Annotated in this window: 13 protein-coding genes; 11 read left to right on the plus strand and 2 right to left on the minus strand. The window is 62.2% G+C overall.

The window, feature by feature from the left end:
• Positions 1–247 precede the first annotated feature (247 nt).
• Both NKI59_RS25935 and tssH read right to left on the minus strand, forming a co-directional pair.
• Positions 248–481, minus strand: coding sequence for a type II toxin-antitoxin system VapB family antitoxin (locus NKI59_RS25935; RefSeq protein WP_352641663.1), 234 nt, complete (start codon positions 479–481; stop codon positions 248–250).
• 142 nt (positions 482–623) lie between these two features.
• The gene (tssH, locus tag NKI59_RS25940) at positions 624–3374 is read right to left on the minus strand and encodes a type VI secretion system ATPase TssH (protein ID WP_352707773.1); all 2751 of its coding nucleotides are present in this window, start codon (positions 3372–3374) and stop codon (positions 624–626) included.
• A gap of 338 nt (positions 3375–3712) precedes the next feature.
• On the opposite strand from tssH, the gene tssA reads away from it, so the two are divergent.
• Genes tssA through icmH form a run of 11 tightly spaced genes read left to right on the plus strand, consistent with a single transcriptional unit; the run spans position 3713 to position 15735 of the window.
• A complete protein-coding gene (tssA, locus tag NKI59_RS25945; RefSeq protein ID WP_352623469.1) occupies positions 3713–4891 on the plus strand; it encodes a type VI secretion system protein TssA in 1179 nt (392 codons plus the stop codon).
• A 6-nt stretch (positions 4892–4897) separates the two neighbouring features.
• Positions 4898–5437, plus strand: coding sequence for a type VI secretion system contractile sheath small subunit (gene tssB, locus NKI59_RS25950; RefSeq protein WP_352592754.1), 540 nt, complete (start codon positions 4898–4900; stop codon positions 5435–5437).
• Positions 5438–5439: 2 nt separating this feature from the next.
• Positions 5440–6945, plus strand: coding sequence for a type VI secretion system contractile sheath large subunit (gene tssC, locus NKI59_RS25955; RefSeq protein ID WP_352592757.1), 1506 nt, complete (start codon positions 5440–5442; stop codon positions 6943–6945).
• 50 nt (positions 6946–6995) lie between these two features.
• Positions 6996–7457 (plus strand): Hcp family type VI secretion system effector, encoded by a 462-nt coding sequence (locus NKI59_RS25960; RefSeq protein ID WP_352592760.1) that lies wholly within the window; start codon positions 6996–6998, stop codon positions 7455–7457.
• The gene (gene tssE, locus NKI59_RS25965; protein WP_352641661.1) at positions 7444–8199 is read left to right on the plus strand and encodes a type VI secretion system baseplate subunit TssE; all 756 of its coding nucleotides are present in this window, start codon (positions 7444–7446) and stop codon (positions 8197–8199) included. The genes NKI59_RS25960 and tssE overlap by 14 nt, the downstream gene beginning before the upstream one ends.
• 1 nt (position 8200) lies before the next feature.
• Positions 8201–10075: a type VI secretion system baseplate subunit TssF gene (tssF, locus tag NKI59_RS25970; RefSeq protein ID WP_352592763.1), complete on the plus strand. Its 1875-nt coding sequence runs from the start codon at positions 8201–8203 to the stop codon at positions 10073–10075.
• The gene (tssG, locus tag NKI59_RS25975) at positions 10039–11100 is read left to right on the plus strand and encodes a type VI secretion system baseplate subunit TssG (RefSeq protein WP_352592765.1); all 1062 of its coding nucleotides are present in this window, start codon (positions 10039–10041) and stop codon (positions 11098–11100) included. The genes tssF and tssG overlap by 37 nt, the downstream gene beginning before the upstream one ends.
• Positions 11097–12575 carry a type VI secretion system-associated FHA domain protein TagH gene (gene tagH / locus NKI59_RS25980; protein WP_352592767.1) on the plus strand — a complete coding sequence of 493 codons (1479 nt, stop codon included), beginning with the start codon at positions 11097–11099 and terminating at the stop codon, positions 12573–12575. The genes tssG and tagH overlap by 4 nt, the downstream gene beginning before the upstream one ends.
• Positions 12576–12578: 3 nt before the next feature.
• Entirely contained in the window at positions 12579–13034 is a 456-nt protein-coding gene (tssJ, locus tag NKI59_RS25985) for a type VI secretion system lipoprotein TssJ (RefSeq protein ID WP_352592769.1), read from the plus strand.
• 39 nt (positions 13035–13073) lie between these two features.
• Entirely contained in the window at positions 13074–14408 is a 1335-nt protein-coding gene (tssK, locus tag NKI59_RS25990; RefSeq protein ID WP_352623477.1) for a type VI secretion system baseplate subunit TssK, read from the plus strand.
• 4 nt (positions 14409–14412) lie between these two features.
• Positions 14413–15735, plus strand: coding sequence for a type IVB secretion system protein IcmH/DotU (icmH, locus tag NKI59_RS25995; RefSeq protein ID WP_352592774.1), 1323 nt, complete (start codon positions 14413–14415; stop codon positions 15733–15735).

Genomic DNA, 15735 nt, shown 5'->3' on the forward strand with positions numbered 1-15735 from the left:
CGCGCCACCAGGTGCATTGGGAATTTCTCGCCTTAAGGAGCCACGATCCGGCCGAGATGACGAGGAATATTGCCGGACTGAGGCCCAGCCATGCAAAAGGGAAGAACAGCCCCTGCCCTGCTTACCGGCGTTCCAGAGGCTTCAGAACTCTGCACGTATAATGTCTCGGCAAGCCAGAGCAGCTTCTTCAGTCAGAGATGCGGTTTGCGAAACGCCTGCGCCGGTCGGGCAACCTTGCTCCAGCCGTTCAGCGGGCTGATCCGGTCTCATGACTCACTGCTTCAAGATCAATGTCTGTACCAGATTGCGCTGAAAGACGCCGATAGAAGGCCGAAGCAGGCTCACGACCGGCCTCGCGGAGGTCGTAGAATTCGAGCGCGCGCTCGACCACATCCGTAATCGTGCGGTTTTCACGGCGAGCCAGCCGGCGCGCAAGATCACGCGCCTTGCCCCTACGGACTGAGAGCTGTGGATCGGCCATATCGGATCCCTTCGCGGCATTATTTAGACCGACTTCATTTAGACCCACTTCGCTTGCCAGCAAAGATGGCTGGTGTTGGCCTGCTGCCGCACGAGCGATTAACGCCACAGCTGAGGAAGGAGCCGCCATAATATTCGCGCTCCTATTCGAAGGAATAGGTAAACCCTTGGCCTGAGGCGCCAACCGTGACCTTTGTCATCTTTTCACCAGCGAGCGACCGGTTCAGCACGCCGCGGCTCAACTCCGGGAGGAGCGTGTTGGTCAGAATTGCGTCAATCATCCTGCCGCCCGATTCAATTTCCGTGCAGCGGGTCTTGACCAGATCCATGACACCGTCGCCGATTACCAATTCCGCGTCGTTGGTTGCACGCAGCCGGCGAGCAATCCTAGCAAATTGATGACGGGTGATCGCTTCGATCATCGAATCGGAAAGCGGAAAGTAAGGGATGGTCACCACCCGGCCGAGAAAGGCCGCTGGGAAGACCTTCAGCAACGGGCTGCGTAACGCAGTGTCCAGTTCGTCGAGCCCTGCCCGTACCGCGCCATTCCTTGTCCGGTCCATGATGACTTCGGAGCCGACATTCGACGTGAGAAGGATCAGCGTGTTCTTGAAATCGATCCGTCGACCTTCACTGTCGTCCATCATCCCTTTATCGAAGACCTGGAAGAAGATTTCGTGCACGTCCGGATGCGCCTTCTCGACTTCGTCGAGCAGGATCACCGAATAGGGCTTGCGCCGTACCGCCTCGGTGAGAATTCCGCCTTTGCCATAGCCGACATATCCGGGCGGCGCGCCCTTCAAGGTAGAGACCGTATGCGCCTCCTGGAATTCGGACATGTTGATCGAGATCAGGTTCTGCTCTCCGCCGTAAAGCGTTTCGGCCAGTGCCAAAGCGGTTTCGGTCTTGCCGACGCCCGAGGGGCCGCAAAGCAGGAATACACCCACTGGCTTTTCCGGAGCGCCGAGACCGGCGCGGCTGGTCTGCACGCGCTTGGCGATCATCTCCATGGCGTGATCCTGTCCGACAACGCGCTCGGACAGAGTGACCGCGAGCCGCAGCGCCTTCTCCGTCTGACTCGACAGCATCCGCCCCGTCGGGATGCCCGTCCAGTCCTGAACCACGGCCGCCACGGCGTTGCGGTCGACCGATGGCAGGATCAGCGGTGTTTCGCCTTGCGCCTCGGCCAGTTCGCTCATCAGTTCGCGCAGCCGAGCGAGATCGGCAGCCGGATCGGGAGGCGGAGGACCACCTGCCGCCGGAACCTTCGTCCCGGCATTGGACAGTTCGGTCTCCGGCACCTCCCCGCTCTCTGTCTCCGTGGCGGCCTCCTGCCCTTCCACGGCATCGAGCGGCACGCCGTCGCCGCGGAGCCTGGCACGCAATTCGAGTATCTCGGCCACCAGCGCCTTTTCGCGCTCCCAGCGCTGCTGCGCGGCTGCGAGCGTGCGTTCGGTCTCGGCAAGCCCGGCCTCGACTCGTGCCTGTCGCTCGGCCACTTCGATGCCGATTGCAGCCTCGCGGCCGATAATGCCGCGCTCGACCTCCAGCGCCTGGCGGCGGCGCATGATGTCCTCGACCTCGGCCGGCGTGGCGTGCTGCGATACCGCGACACGCGCGCAGGCGGTGTCGAGAAGGCTGACCGCCTTGTCCGGCAGCTGCCGCGCCGGGATGTAGCGATGTGACAGGCCGACCGCCGCGTCGATCGCCTCATCCAATATCTGAACCTTGTGGTGCTGTTCGAGGACGCCGGCCACGCCGCGCAACATGAGGATGGCTACCGGTTCCGAAGGCTCGTCGATCTTTACCACCTGGAAGCGGCGGGTCAGTGCCGGGTCTTTCTCGATGTGCTGCTTGTATTCCGCCCAGGTCGTGGCCGCTATCGTGCGAAGCTCGCCGCGTGCCAGCGCCGGCTTGAGCAGATTGGCAGCGTCGCCGGTTCCGGCAGCACCACCGGCGCCGATCAGGGTGTGGGCCTCATCGATGAAGAGGATGACCGGCGCTTCAGAGGATTGGACTTCGTCGATTACGGCCTTCAGCCGTTTTTCGAATTCACCCTTTACGCTAGCGCCTGCCTGCATCAATCCGACGTCGAGCATGCGCACGCTCACTCCCTGCAGTGGGGGCGGCACATCGCCTTTGGCGATGCGCAGAGCAAAACCCTCCACGACTGCAGTCTTGCCGACGCCCGCCTCGCCGGTCAGGATCGGATTGTTCTGCCGGCGTCGCATCAATATGTCGACAATCTGCCTGATCTCCGGATCGCGGCCGACGACCGGGTCGATCTTTCCATCGCGGGCGCGCTGGGTCAGGTCGGTGGCGTATTTGGCCAGTGCCGAATCCCCGCCCGGAGCCCGCCGCGGCGCCTCTGTCGCGGTGACCGTTGGCGCAGCGCCGGCTTCGAGTGAGCCCTCCGTGACATCGGCGAAGCGCGCCACGACGGCGTCGGCGTCGATCTTGTCGAACTCGCCGCTGATCTTCGACAGCAGGCCTTCCAGCACCGGTGTCTTCAGGCAAGCAAGCAGAACATGTGCGCTGCGGACCTCCTCCAGTCCGAATTCCAGTGTTGCCAGATTCCAGGCCTCCTGGATGGCGTGGAAGATATGGTCGGAAAACTCTTCGATCGAAGTTGCGCCATAAGGCAGCTTGTCCACCGCGCGCGTCATATCGGCCGCGAGCCGGCTCGCATCCACTCCCGCATCGGCGATCATCATCTGCACATCCGAGCGGTCGGAGAGCACAAGTTGTTCGATGAAGTGGACGAGTTCGACGTAGGGGTTGCCGCGCAGCTTGGCGCTGTCTGCCGCAGCCTTGAAGGCCCGCAAGCCTACAGGATTGAGCTTGCCGACCAGTTCCTTGCGCTTGAAGCTCTGCGATGACCGGCGCTGTTCCATCGAACGTGCTCCTGCATTCTGCAAGTTGATAACCTGCCACATAAGCAGCCGCTTGACAAAGTCGGTGATGAACGAAGGCTTTGGTGCCCGATTTCGCCGGGTCCTGCCATTTGTGAAAGGTCTCGCCTCACCGACTACAAACAACCACGCGACCGGCAGGCCCGATGCGATGGCGTTCAGATGCTGAGTTCGGCAGTTACGCCAGCGATTTCAGCACTCAAGAGTCGGCTAAGTTAGCTTTCGTTAATTTTTCAGCGATCGCTGAATTGTGGTGAGGTGCAGCCGTGTGATAACGTAAGGGCAGGCATGGCCTCAGGGCCAGTCACTGGGGGATCGGTGTGATAGATATCGCACTCTGGCTTGCTCCGCTCGACGGTGAAAATCCGTCCGGCGAAGATTTGCGCAACGATCCGATGTTTCATGAACTGGAGCGCCTGACAGAGCCTCAGGTCAAGGTTGTCCATGATGGCAACAACAAGCCAGTCTCGCAAAGCACCATTCCCGTCGACTGGCCAGCAGTACTCACCAAGGCCGAGGAATTGCGCGCGCGTGGCCGCGACCTGCGCCTGATTGTCATTGTCACACGCGCACTGGCCAACGAGCAGGGACTGGCCGGGTTGGCGCAGGGTCTGACGCTTATTGGGCGGACATTCGACCAGCATTGGGAAACCATGCACCCGTCGCTGCGGCCCAACACGCCGCCTCGCGAAGCGGCCTTGCGCCGCATCAACGCGCTGCTCGACGTTCAAAATGGTCAGGACGGGCTGCTGGCCAACCTGCGGCAAATGACTTTCTTTGCGCCACGCTCGATCGGGCCGATCAGCGGACGCGACCTGGAACAAGCTGCGCTCGACGATCGTGTCATGCTGCAAGAAGCAGCGTCAGGGTTGAATGCGGCCGAAAAAGCAGCGCTTGTCAGTGCGCACGGACAACTGTTGAACCGGGTCCGTGCCGGGTGCGCGGCACAGGCGGACCAAGCCAATGAGGAAATGCATTCGCTCATTACCAATGCGCGGGCAGCGGTCGCGGCACTGGAAGCCGTCGAGACAGCCCTCAACGCTCACCTTGAGGGCAGCGGCGGCACCACTATCCCGGAATTGAAACGGTTCCTGCAGCGTTTGCTAACAACCCTCGAGCGCAACTCGGCTGCCGGCGCGATGGCAAATGGCCCAGTAAAGCCGTCCGCTTCGCCTGCAGAACCGGTAATGCCTGCCCGAAACGGTCATGGAGCCGATACTATGGCAAGTGTGGCTAGCTACGCTGACTCGAGCACCGCACTTCCCGACCGGATTACTTCGCGCGACGACGTGGTGAAATGCCTGGACCTCGTGGTCGCCTTTTATGACCGCACCGAACCGTCCAGTCCAATTCCGCACCTCGCCCGCCGTGTACGCCGGATGGTGCATATGGATTTTGTTGAACTGATGGAAGATCTCGCCCCGTCGGGATTGAAGGAATTCCGGCTTCTTGCCGGCGTTCCCGATGCCAAGAAGACGGTCCAGAAGGATGAAAGGTAGCAAGCCATGCCAGCCGAAAGCAAAGCGAAGGTCATCGAACGCAATCGAGCGCCGCGGGTGCAGATCGCCTATGATGTGGAAACCTACGGCAGTCCGACGACAATCGAACTGCCGTTCGTCATGGCCGTGATGGCCGACCTTTCGGGCGCTTCGCAGACCAAGGAAGCGATGAAGTCGGTGCTGGACCGCTCCTTTGTCGAAACCGACGCGAACCGGTTCCCACGTTTCATGGAAGCGCTCGGACCGCGCGTGAAAGCCCGCGTGAAGAATACGCTGCCCCAGGCTGAGGGCGCCGAGCGCGACGAGGAACTGGCGCTTGATCTTACCTTCACCAAGATGGGCGATTTCGCACCAGACAAGATCGCCGAGCAAGTTCCGCAATTGGCCGAAATCCTCAAAATGCGTCGCCAGCTCGAGGAACTTCTCGGCTTCATGGACGGTCGCGTCGACGCCGAAAAGCGCATTGCGCAACTTCTCAATAACGAGCCGCTTCTTGGCAGGATCGCCAGCCAGGCACTGGCCGACGACGATAAGGCAGGGGAATGACCATGGCCGAACAGCAAAAGACTGCCGCCGTCACCGCCGCGGCCGAAGCCATCGACCTTGGCGAATTCAGCGACCTCCTCGAGAAGGATTTCAAGGTCAAGAAAGACGACAGCGAGAAGCTGCAGCAGCTCGTGCGCAATCTCGCGCTTGCGGCGCAATCGCGGTCCGATACCACCACCATCTCGTCCAATGCGATCAAGTCGATCAAGTCGCTGATCGCCGGGATCGACAAGATGCTGTCGGAACAGGTCAATGAGATCCTGCACGCGCCGGAAGTGCGCGAAATCGAGGGCACATGGCGCGGCCTGTGGTATCTCGTCAACAATACCGAGACGGATCAGAAGCTGAAGATCCGGGTGATGAACATTTCCAAGCAGCAGCTGGCCGACACGCTCGAAGATTATGAGGGCCAGATGTGGGATCAGAGCCCGATCTTCAAGAAACTCTATACGGACGAGTATTCGATGCTTGGCGGCGAGCCTATCGGCTGTGTGATTGGCGCCTACGAATTCTCCAACCACCCGCGCGATGTCGGTCTTTTGCGCAACATCTCCGGGATCTGCGCCTCTGCACACACGCCGTTCATCGCAGCTGCCTCGCCGCGCCTGTTCCGTATGGACAGCTGGCAGGAATTGCCGAACCCGCAAGACCTGCAGCAGATCGTCTCAAACCCGGCCTATGCCTCGTGGCAGTCACTGCGCGAGAGCGAAGACGCGCGCTACATCGGCCTGACCATGCCTCGCGTTCTGGCAAGGCTGCCGTATGGGACAGATACCGTTCCGGTGAAGAGCTTCACCTTCGAGGAGGAAGTGCAGGGCGATCACAACAAATATGTCTGGATGAATGCAGCCTTCCCGATGGGCGTGAATATCAACCGCAGCCACAAGCTCTATGGCTGGGGCACGCAGATCCGCGGCGTCGAAAATGGCGGCACGGTCCTCAACCTGCCGGTGCACAGCTTCCCGACCGATGATGGCTCCATAGCGATGAAATGTCCAACGGAGGTCGCCATCGACGACCGGCGCGAGGCGGAGCTGGCCAAGCTCGGCCTGATGCCCATCCTGCATCGAAAGAACACCGATCTCGCCGCCTTTATTGGCGCCCATTCGCTGCAGGACGACGAGACAAGGGCGGGACGGCTGGTCGACCCCGATGCGCAGGCCAACGAGCGGCTGAGCGCCAACCTGCCCTACCTTTTCCCGGTCTCGCGCTTTGCCCACTACCTCAAGGCGATCGCGCGCGACAAGGTCGGTTCGTTCAAGGAGCGCTCCGACATGCAGATCTGGCTGACCGAATGGATCAACCGGTATGTGCTGGCCAACCCGGCCTTTGCCGACGACAAGGCGCGCGCCAAGCGCCCGCTCGCCGCCGCCGAGGTTCAGGTGGACAGCGTGGAAGGGCGCCCCGGCTACTACAATGCCCGCTTCTATCTGCGCCCGCATTATCAGCTGGAGGGTATCAATGCCTCGCTCCGACTGGTTTCGGAACTTCCGTCGGTAAAGACTTGATTTTGCAGCAACAACATCTTGCTTTTTTTTGAAAGCGGTGGAGAAAGACAATGCCCACAAATACGAAGATTGATGGCTTTCTAAAGGTTCCGGATATCAAGGGTCCAAGCACTCGAGATGGCCATGAGGATGAAATCGAAATCCATGGCGTCGATTACAAGATGATCGCACCCTATGATCCAAATTCGCTCTCGCGTCGCGGTCGTGTGTCCTTGGGTATGATCAAGTTCACCAAGCACTATGACAAGGCTTCGCCCTACCTGAAAAAGGCGCTGTTCGAAAACAAGGCCCTGGACGAAGTCGTGTTTTCGGCACGGCGGACCATTGATGGCGAGACCAAGGATTACCTGGTCGTCACACTCACCGACGCCTCGATCATGGAATACGACATGTCGCAGGCCGAGGATGAGGAGGACCTGATCGAGGAAGAGGTCAGCTTTGCCTACAAGAAGATAAAGTTCGTCTACGACGACAACGACGAAATCGAAATGGATGTCTATGTCGGCAAGTGAGGCCCGGCGGCCCGGCGCGGACAAGTCGCTGGGTAGCGGCAGTTCGCGAGCAAAGCGCGAAGCAGTCCAGCCCTCTCTATGGGACCGCCTCGTAAACGATCTGCCGGGTATGACTTCCGAGATAGACGGGCTGCGCCAGGCCTTGCAGGACGAGCTTGGCGCGGAGCGGCTGGACAATCTGGTTGCGGCCAGTGCGCGGCTCATCGACGCGGACGCGGAGTTGACGGCCGACCAGAAGCGGCGTCTGCATCGCCTGGCCTTTCAGAGCCAGCACCGCGCTGAAATCGAAAGCCGCGGCGTGGTGGTGTCGGCTCGTGTGCTCAAGGAAGCCGTGCGGCGCGACGTCGAGGCCTTGTTCAATACCGAGCGCTTCGAGGCCATTCCGCTTCTTTCCGATCTTGAAAGCGAGCAGGCCGGGGACAACCCCCCGGGGCTCGCTGATTTTCCGGAGGTGCGTCGCAGCGTCGTCAATTACGGCGTGCCTTCCTTCTCGGGCCGTTCCTCCCGCGACTTTGATCGCGAGGCCCTTGCGCGCGAGATCCGCTCGGTGCTTGCCACCTTCGAGCCGCGTCTCAAGGACAGTGCAACAAAAGTTACGGTAACCCTTGGCGACAAAACCGTGGGCCTGAAGATCGAGATAGATGCGGTGTTGATCATGACGCCGACGCCCGAACGCATGCGCCTGCGCACCACGATCAATCTCGATAACGGCTTGGCTCGGACCGAATTTAGGGAAGCCTGAGATGGACCGGGTCTTCGTAGAATATTACGAGGAGGAACTGACCCATATCCGTGCGCTCGCGGCAGAATTTGCCGACATGCATCCGGCGGTGGCGCGCAACCTTTCACTCGATACGGTCCCCTGTCCGGACCCCTACGTCGAGCGGCTGCTTGACGGCGTTGCTTTCTTGGCCGCGCGGACCCGGCTCAAGGTCGATGCGGAACGCTCGCGTTTCTCGCGCGCCGTCCTTGATGTTCTCTATCCCGATCTTGTCACGCCGGCGCCGGCAACGGCCATGGTGGTGCTCAAACCCGGCCAGCAGGTCCAGACAATGATTGGGGGTCATGTCGTCAAGCGCAATACGCGTCTGGTTTCCAGCCTCCAGCCTGGCCTGTCGACGCGTTCCACGTTCACCACCGCCCAGGACATGACGCTGTGGCCGATTGCGATCACGTCGGTCGGCTATTTTCAGGATCGCAGCGCCTTGGCGGCAGCCGGCATCACGCGGATCGGCGGTGTGGATGGCGAGGCGGCGCTTCGCATCACGCTGGCTCGTACCGGAAAAGGCAAGCTCGACGAACTGTCGCTCGACCGGCTTGATCTCTATTTTGCCGCGCGCACCAAGGCACCACTGCTTTTCGACGCGATTTTCGGCGCCTGCTCGGCCGTTGGTACACGACCGGAAGGCAAGGCCAACCCGATATCGGCGTTGCCGGTACCTGAAATGGTCGGCATCAGCGATGACGAGGCGCTGATGCCTCGTACACGTCCGACGTTCGAAGGATACCGTCTTCTGCGCGAATACTTCATGATGCCGGAGCGCTTTCACTATGCTCGGATTTCGGGGTTGCAGCCCATTGTGCGCAGATGCACAGCCGAGCTCGAGATCATCTTCATCTTCAGGCGTCCGGTGCCTGAACTTGCCGATCTGACGGCGGCCGATTTTGAACTTTTCGCAACGCCGATCATCAATCTGTTCGAGCGTGAGTGCAACGTCGTCGAGCTCGATCCGCGCAAGACGCGGCAGGTGCTGCATGCCGACCGCACGCGAGCGCGGGACTTCGAAATCTATCGGGTTATCCGCGTCGAGGACGCCGACAGTGAGGGGAGCGACGCCGCAATCCCGGAGCTCTTCAGCCTGGGACAGAACCGCGGCAGCGGTTGGGTTTATTCCACCGAACGGCGCCCACGCCGCCCGACGGAGGAGGAACGGCGCGACGGCCTCACCCGCACTTCATACACGGGCGACGACGTTTTCCTGGCGATTTCACGCCCCGCGGAAAGTCCGCCGAACCGGCCGCTGAAGCGCGTCGACATCGTGGCGCTCTGCACCAACCGCGATCTGCCGATCCTTGACGACAACCCTACCTTGACGCTGGAAGCCGGCGATCCGGTCGAAACAATCCGGCTTCTCGGCGCATTGCGCCCGCCTCGCCCAGCCATCCCCGCAGCGTTGCCGTCGGGCGCGGCGGGTGAATCGCGAGCCGACAATCTCGCCTGGCGGCTTGTATCGCAACTCGCGCTCAACTTCTTAAGCCTTGCAAAGGAAGGTCGCGGCGTCGATCCGCTGCATGCGCTGCTTGAGCTATACGCCGACAGGGGAGACCCGAGCCTCGCCCGCAATGTGCACTCGATCGTGCGCATCGATTCCCGGTCGGTCATCGAACGACTGCAGATCGATGGGCCGATGTGCTTCGGACGAGGCACGGAGGTGACATTGCATGTCGATCAATCGGTCCTGGCGGGGCAGAGCACCTTGCTGCTTTCGGCCCTGCTGGCACGGCTGTTTGCCCGTCATGCCGGAATAAACGGCTTTGTGCGAACCCGCACATGGCTGCTGCAGAAGCAGGAGGATGTGCCATGGCCGATGACGCCCGGCAATCGCTACCTGATCTAAATAAGCCTGGTCGGTCCGAAGAGCTGTCGGATGCGTTCGACTTCTTCGAGCTGTTGCGCCGGCTCGAACGGAGAGGCGGGCTGTTCGGCTATTCCGGCCCGCCGGAGCGCGAACCCTCGCGGCTCGGGCAGCATGTCCGTCTCAGCTTTTCCGCCAAGGACTTGGCAGAATTCCGCGAAGCGACTGACCAAGCGCCCGCTCGGGTTACGGTCGCAAACATTGGTCTGATGGGACCTGAAGGTCCGATGCCCCTGCATTTGACGCGCTGGGTGCTCGATCGCCTGTCGCAACGCTGGTTCACCGGCGCCGATGCGCAGCAGACCAGCGACACGACGTTCATCGACTTCGTCAACATTCTTCAGAACCGCATGATTGCGCTGTATTATAGGGCGTGGGCGGATGCGCATCCGGCGGTTCAGGTCGAGCGCGCGGTCGGTGGGCGCGTTCGCGCCATGCTTGAAGCCATGGCGGGAATAGGGCTTCCCGGCACCCAGAACGCCGATCTGGATGCCGTGAAGCTGCGCCAGGCCGCTTCGCTTGCCAATCAGGTCGACGGCCCTGAGCGGCTGACGCTATTTCTGGCAGAGGCGTTCAAGGTGCCGGTCCAGATCAGGGAGTTCATCGCTGCCTGGATAACCATACCAGCCGCGCTTCAGACCCGCCTTGGCAAAGCCTACGCGGGGCTTGGTCGGGGAGCGACGATCGGTCCGCGCGTCTTCAACCGTCAAAGCAGGCTCGAGCTCCGCGTCGGCCCACTGGGCTATGAGGACTTCAAGGCGTTCCTGCCGGGCGGTCAACGCCTCAAATTGTTGAAGCAAGCCGTTGGCGACATGGTTGGCGAATCGCTCGACGTCGATCTGCGCATCGTGCTGGCGCGCGATGCCGTTCCGCCGCCGCGTATTGGAGCCGTGCAACTCGCCCGGACCGCGTGGCTTGCGCGGCCCGCTGAAAGGGGCGATGCTGACGACATGCGGCTGCGGACATTAGTCGGCTGGCGGCAGGAAGGGGCGGAGGTCGCGGCATGAGTCTGCTGCTGACGCTGGAGCAAGGGCCACGCACCCAGGCGGTACGGCAGGCCCGGCTTGACGAGGGGGAACTGGTGATCGGCCGCAGCGCGGACGCCGGCTGGCAGATCGACGATCCCGACATGTTCGTTTCACGCGCCCATTGCAGGATCACTGGTGGGCGCGACGGATATTTCGTCACCGATACCTCGAGCAGCGGATTGTTCATAGACGACTCCGACAGGCCGCTCGGTGCCGGCAAGTCGACGCGCCTTCGCAATGGAATGCGGCTGAGACTGGGCGACTACATCGTGTATGTCGATCTGCAGACGTCGAGCCCTCAAGCCACATCTGCAGCAGCCGCAGCGTCAGTTCCGGAGCGCTCGCGGCCGGCGTCTCGGGCACCGGTCAGCATCGGCCGGGACGATTTCTTTTCAGCCGCCATGGAAGAAGAGCCGCAGCGGCCACGTCCAGCCGAGCTGCCTAACCCGTTCGAGCAGCCGATCCCGGGTGCGTTTGAACGCGCCAATTCCAGACAGCGAAGCTCGCCTGCTTTCGACGACCCGTTCAGCCTCGATCCGGTTTCAACGCCCCTGTCAAAAAGCGCCGACGCCTACCTGGAACCAGACAGCACCCCCAGCCACGCGGACCCATTCGGCCTCGACCCTATGTCGTCCCCTAAAGGCGCAACGGAGCCCGCGACGGCAAAGCTGCCGGAATTCAATGACGACTTCGGTTTTGGTCCAGCCGCGGCGCCCAGCCCGGGAAGAGATGCGGGCTCGACCGGTCAGCGCGAGCGCGACGCCCACCCACTGCAATCGGGCAATCCCTTGGAAGTGCCCGTGGGAGCGGCAAATGCCCATCCCCCAATGCGGGCAGGCGCAGCCGCCAGCCCCGCCCGCCAGCCGCCTGCGAGGCAGCACGCCGACATGGCGCTTCGCACCGCATTCCTGCGCGGCATGGGCGTCGCGGAAGCCGATTTTCCCGGGCGCGACGCCGTCGCTGAGATGGAAAAGTTCGGCCGCGAATACCGGCTTATGATGGAAGGACTGATGCAGCTGCTGCGCAAGCGTGCCGAAGAAAAGGGAAATGCTCGCGTTGCCCAGACAATGGTCGGAGCCTCCGAGGTCAATCCACTCAAGTTTCTGCCGACCGTCGACGACGCTATCGTGACGCTTATCGCCGAACGCAGCCCCGGATTTCTGGCCGGCGAAGCGGCTATCGCGGATGCGGTTCGCGATCTGGCACAGCATCACGTGCGCGCCTGGCGCGGCGTGCAGGCCGCCTTGCGGCGGATGGTCGACCGTTTTGAGCCGGCAGCCATCGAAGAAGAGCTGAAATCGAGTTCCGCGATCGGCACGCTGTTGTCGGGCGGGCGCGGCGCCAAGCTGTGGGAGCTGTACCAGAAACGCCATCGTGAAATCGCCGAGAGCGCGGAAAAGAGCTTTCTCGGCGAAATCGGCGCCGATTTTCGGGATGCATATGAGGAGGAGTAACACATGATGGATCGACGGGAATTTATCGTTGCCTTGGGTGCGACCGGGCTGCTTACGGCCTGTCAAAGCGCCGGGCCGCCAAAACCGTCGGTCATCACCGTGAAACTGACAGGGGCGGGCGGCATGAACCCTGGACCAGGCGGCGGCGACCGGCCAGTGACGGTGCTGGTCATGCGGCTGCGCAGCACCGGTAAGTTCAACTCCGCCGACTACTTTGCCTTGCAGGGGGATGCCGGCTCGGCACTGGCGGGTGATCTCATCGGATCCGACCAGATTGCCGTCGGGCCTGGAAAAACCGCGACCAAGACCATTACGGTTGAACCGGATGCGGCGGCCCTGGGCTTCGTTGCGCTCATCCGTGAGCCTGGCGGGCGAAACTGGCGGACGACCAAATCGGTTTCGCCCGGATCAAACTTTACGATCAATGTCACACTCGGCAGCGGCGGCATTTCCGCCTGACGGCCAAGGCAAGGGGAGCTCGACTGAGAGAGTAGCCGGATGAGCGATGCAAACAGGGTGCTGTGGTCCGAGGGCCTTTTCCTGCGGACCCAGCATTTCCAGCAGCAGGATCGTTTCTTCGAAGGGACGGTGCGCGGCGCGTTGCGGGCCGGCCAGCTGCATACGTTCGGCTTTCAGCAATTGACCCTGGATAAGGCATTGCTCGATGCCGGCCAGATCTCGATACTGTCTGCACGAGGCATTTTCCCGGACGGAACCCCCTTCTCCATTCCGGATCTGATGGACCAGCCGCGTCCGCTGCCGGTCACCCCGGATACAGGCGCCGGCCCGGTGCTGGTCGCCTTGCCGCTCGAGCCGGCCGGCGGCGTTGGCTTCGATCCGGCGCATGCGCCGCCCAGCGGTGCGCGCTATCATGGACGGATCGTTTCGGTGCGCGATGCCGTCCAGGGCGGTTCAGACCCCGAAGAAATCGAAATCGCCCGGCCGCAATCGCTGTTGCTTGCACCCGGCAAATCGGTCGGCGGCTATACCGCCCTGCCAATAGCCGACATCAAGGCGGTTCGTGCCGATGGCGGCGTTTCGCTGGACGAGACGTTCCTGCCACCGGCATTGGTTACCGGTGCAGTGGCCTGGTACCGGCAACTGCTTCTGGAAGTCGTCACAGGCCTCGACCAGATCGCCGAGGCGCATGGCAAGATGGTCATGGGCGGGCCAGGGCGCAGCGTCGAAGACCTGTTGATGCTCAACCTCGCCAACGCGGCGCGTCCGCGACTGGCCCATATGCTGGCGCAGGATGTCTTCCATCCGGCCGAACTTTACCTCGAACTGGCCGGGCTTGCCGGCTCGATGGCGACCTACGGCTCGAGCGCGCGGCGACTGGGCGAGCTGCCGGCTTACGATCACATGGCGCCCGGCCCACCGTTTTCGGCGCTGGCGGATGCATTGCGCTCACTGATCCTGAGCCTGCGTTACATCGAGCCGAAATCGCGTGCGCTGCCCGTCATGCGCCATTCGACCAATGTTTGGAAAATCCGCATCGACAATCCGAAGCTGCTGGTGGCCAGCCGGATCGTCATCCGGGTCGGTTCGGAACTGTCGGAGGACGCGCTACGCAAGATATTCGTCAACCAGGCGACCGTGGGCTCGGCCGATGAGTTCGAGGGCCTGTGGAAGTCCCGCCTGCCCGGCATCCCGCTGAAACCGCTTCATTCGCAACCGCGCGAGATTCCTTACGACGGCGATCGGCTGTGCCTTGAGCTCGACCAGAAAAGCGAGCACTGGGCATCGCTGCTCGGTGCCCCAGGCTTCGTTATTGGCGTTTCGGGTGTACTGCCGAGCGAACCGCAGGTGGACTGCTATTCGGTGAACAGGTGAAACCATGAGCCGGGATGATCCTTTCGGACTGTCGGAGGATCGCGAACGCACTCGCATCAGGCTGACCGGCACGCCGATGCCGCGACCGATGGCGGCATCCTTGCCGGGCGGGCCGGTTAAACGCTCGCGCACCCACCCGAACGGCCTTGTCAACGCCTTTGCGCCCCTGCTCGAGTTTGCGCCTGAGCTTGAAAGCGCGCTGCCACCAGAGATTCCGGAAGTGTTACGCACACGGCTGCTCGAAGAACTGGTTCGGGCACGCGACACGGCAATGGCGGCGGGGTCATCGATGGAGCGGGCCGATCAGGCAGCATGGGTGGTGGCGGCCTTGCTCGACGATCTGGCCCTGAACACGCCCTGGGGCGGGGCCAGCGCATGGCCGCGTCAGCCGCTTGTGGTCATGTTGCGCGGCGACGTCGACGCCGGCACGCAGTTCTTCACACGGCTCGACGAACTGGAACGCCATCCGAACCGCGATCGCGAATTGCTGGAACTTCAGTATGACTGCCTGGCACTCGGTTTTCGCGGCAAGTATCGCGTGCCCGGCCGGTCGGGCGATCGCTCGCTCAATGCCGTTCGTGTGGCCGCGGCACGTTTCCTGCGCGATGCCGACGCCGAGAATGGACCGCTGTCGCCGAACTGGAAAGGCGTCATCGCATCCGACGAGCCGCAGCGCTTCATCGTTCCGATCTGGGTGATGGCCTTGGCCGCGGCGGTCATCGCCACCGCGACCTATGTCGGGCTCTCGATGGGACTAAGCAGCCAGGCGGTGGAGCTTTCAGCGCTGGTCCGCGCCTTGCCGCCGCCGACCCGTGGCGACATCAGCCGCGTGTCGCCAACGGTCGATGTTCCGCCGCCGGAGAGTGTGGATTTTGCGCTGCTGCCCGAATTTGAGGCCGGGGCGCCGGGCAATCTCAGATCGGCTCTCAGCGGCACGGAGAGCGTTTCACTGGCCAAGCTGGTCATCCAGGCCTCCAACCCCGAACTGTTCCAGTCGTCGCGGCCAACACTGACGGAAGGATTCGAGCCGCTGATCGGCTCGATCGCGAAGGTGATCCTCGCCAATCGTGACCTGATCGGCAACATCACTGTGGTCGGACATACGGACAGCGTTCCTCTGCAAAGAACCAATCCGCTGTCGACCAACCAGCGACTGTCAGAGGCTCGCGCCCAGACCATTGCCGACATGCTGGTACAAAACGGAGTGCCGCAGGAACGCGTCCATTCCGAGGGCCGGGCAGCCACGGATCCAGTGGCCGACGACGGCACGCGCGAGGGCCGGGCCCTAAACCGGCGCGTTGAGGTGCTGGTCGAAAAGAGGCTGTGA

The sequence above is a fragment of the Mesorhizobium sp. M0598 genome, assembly GCF_040320865.1.
GTDB lineage: Bacteria > Pseudomonadota > Alphaproteobacteria > Rhizobiales > Rhizobiaceae > Mesorhizobium.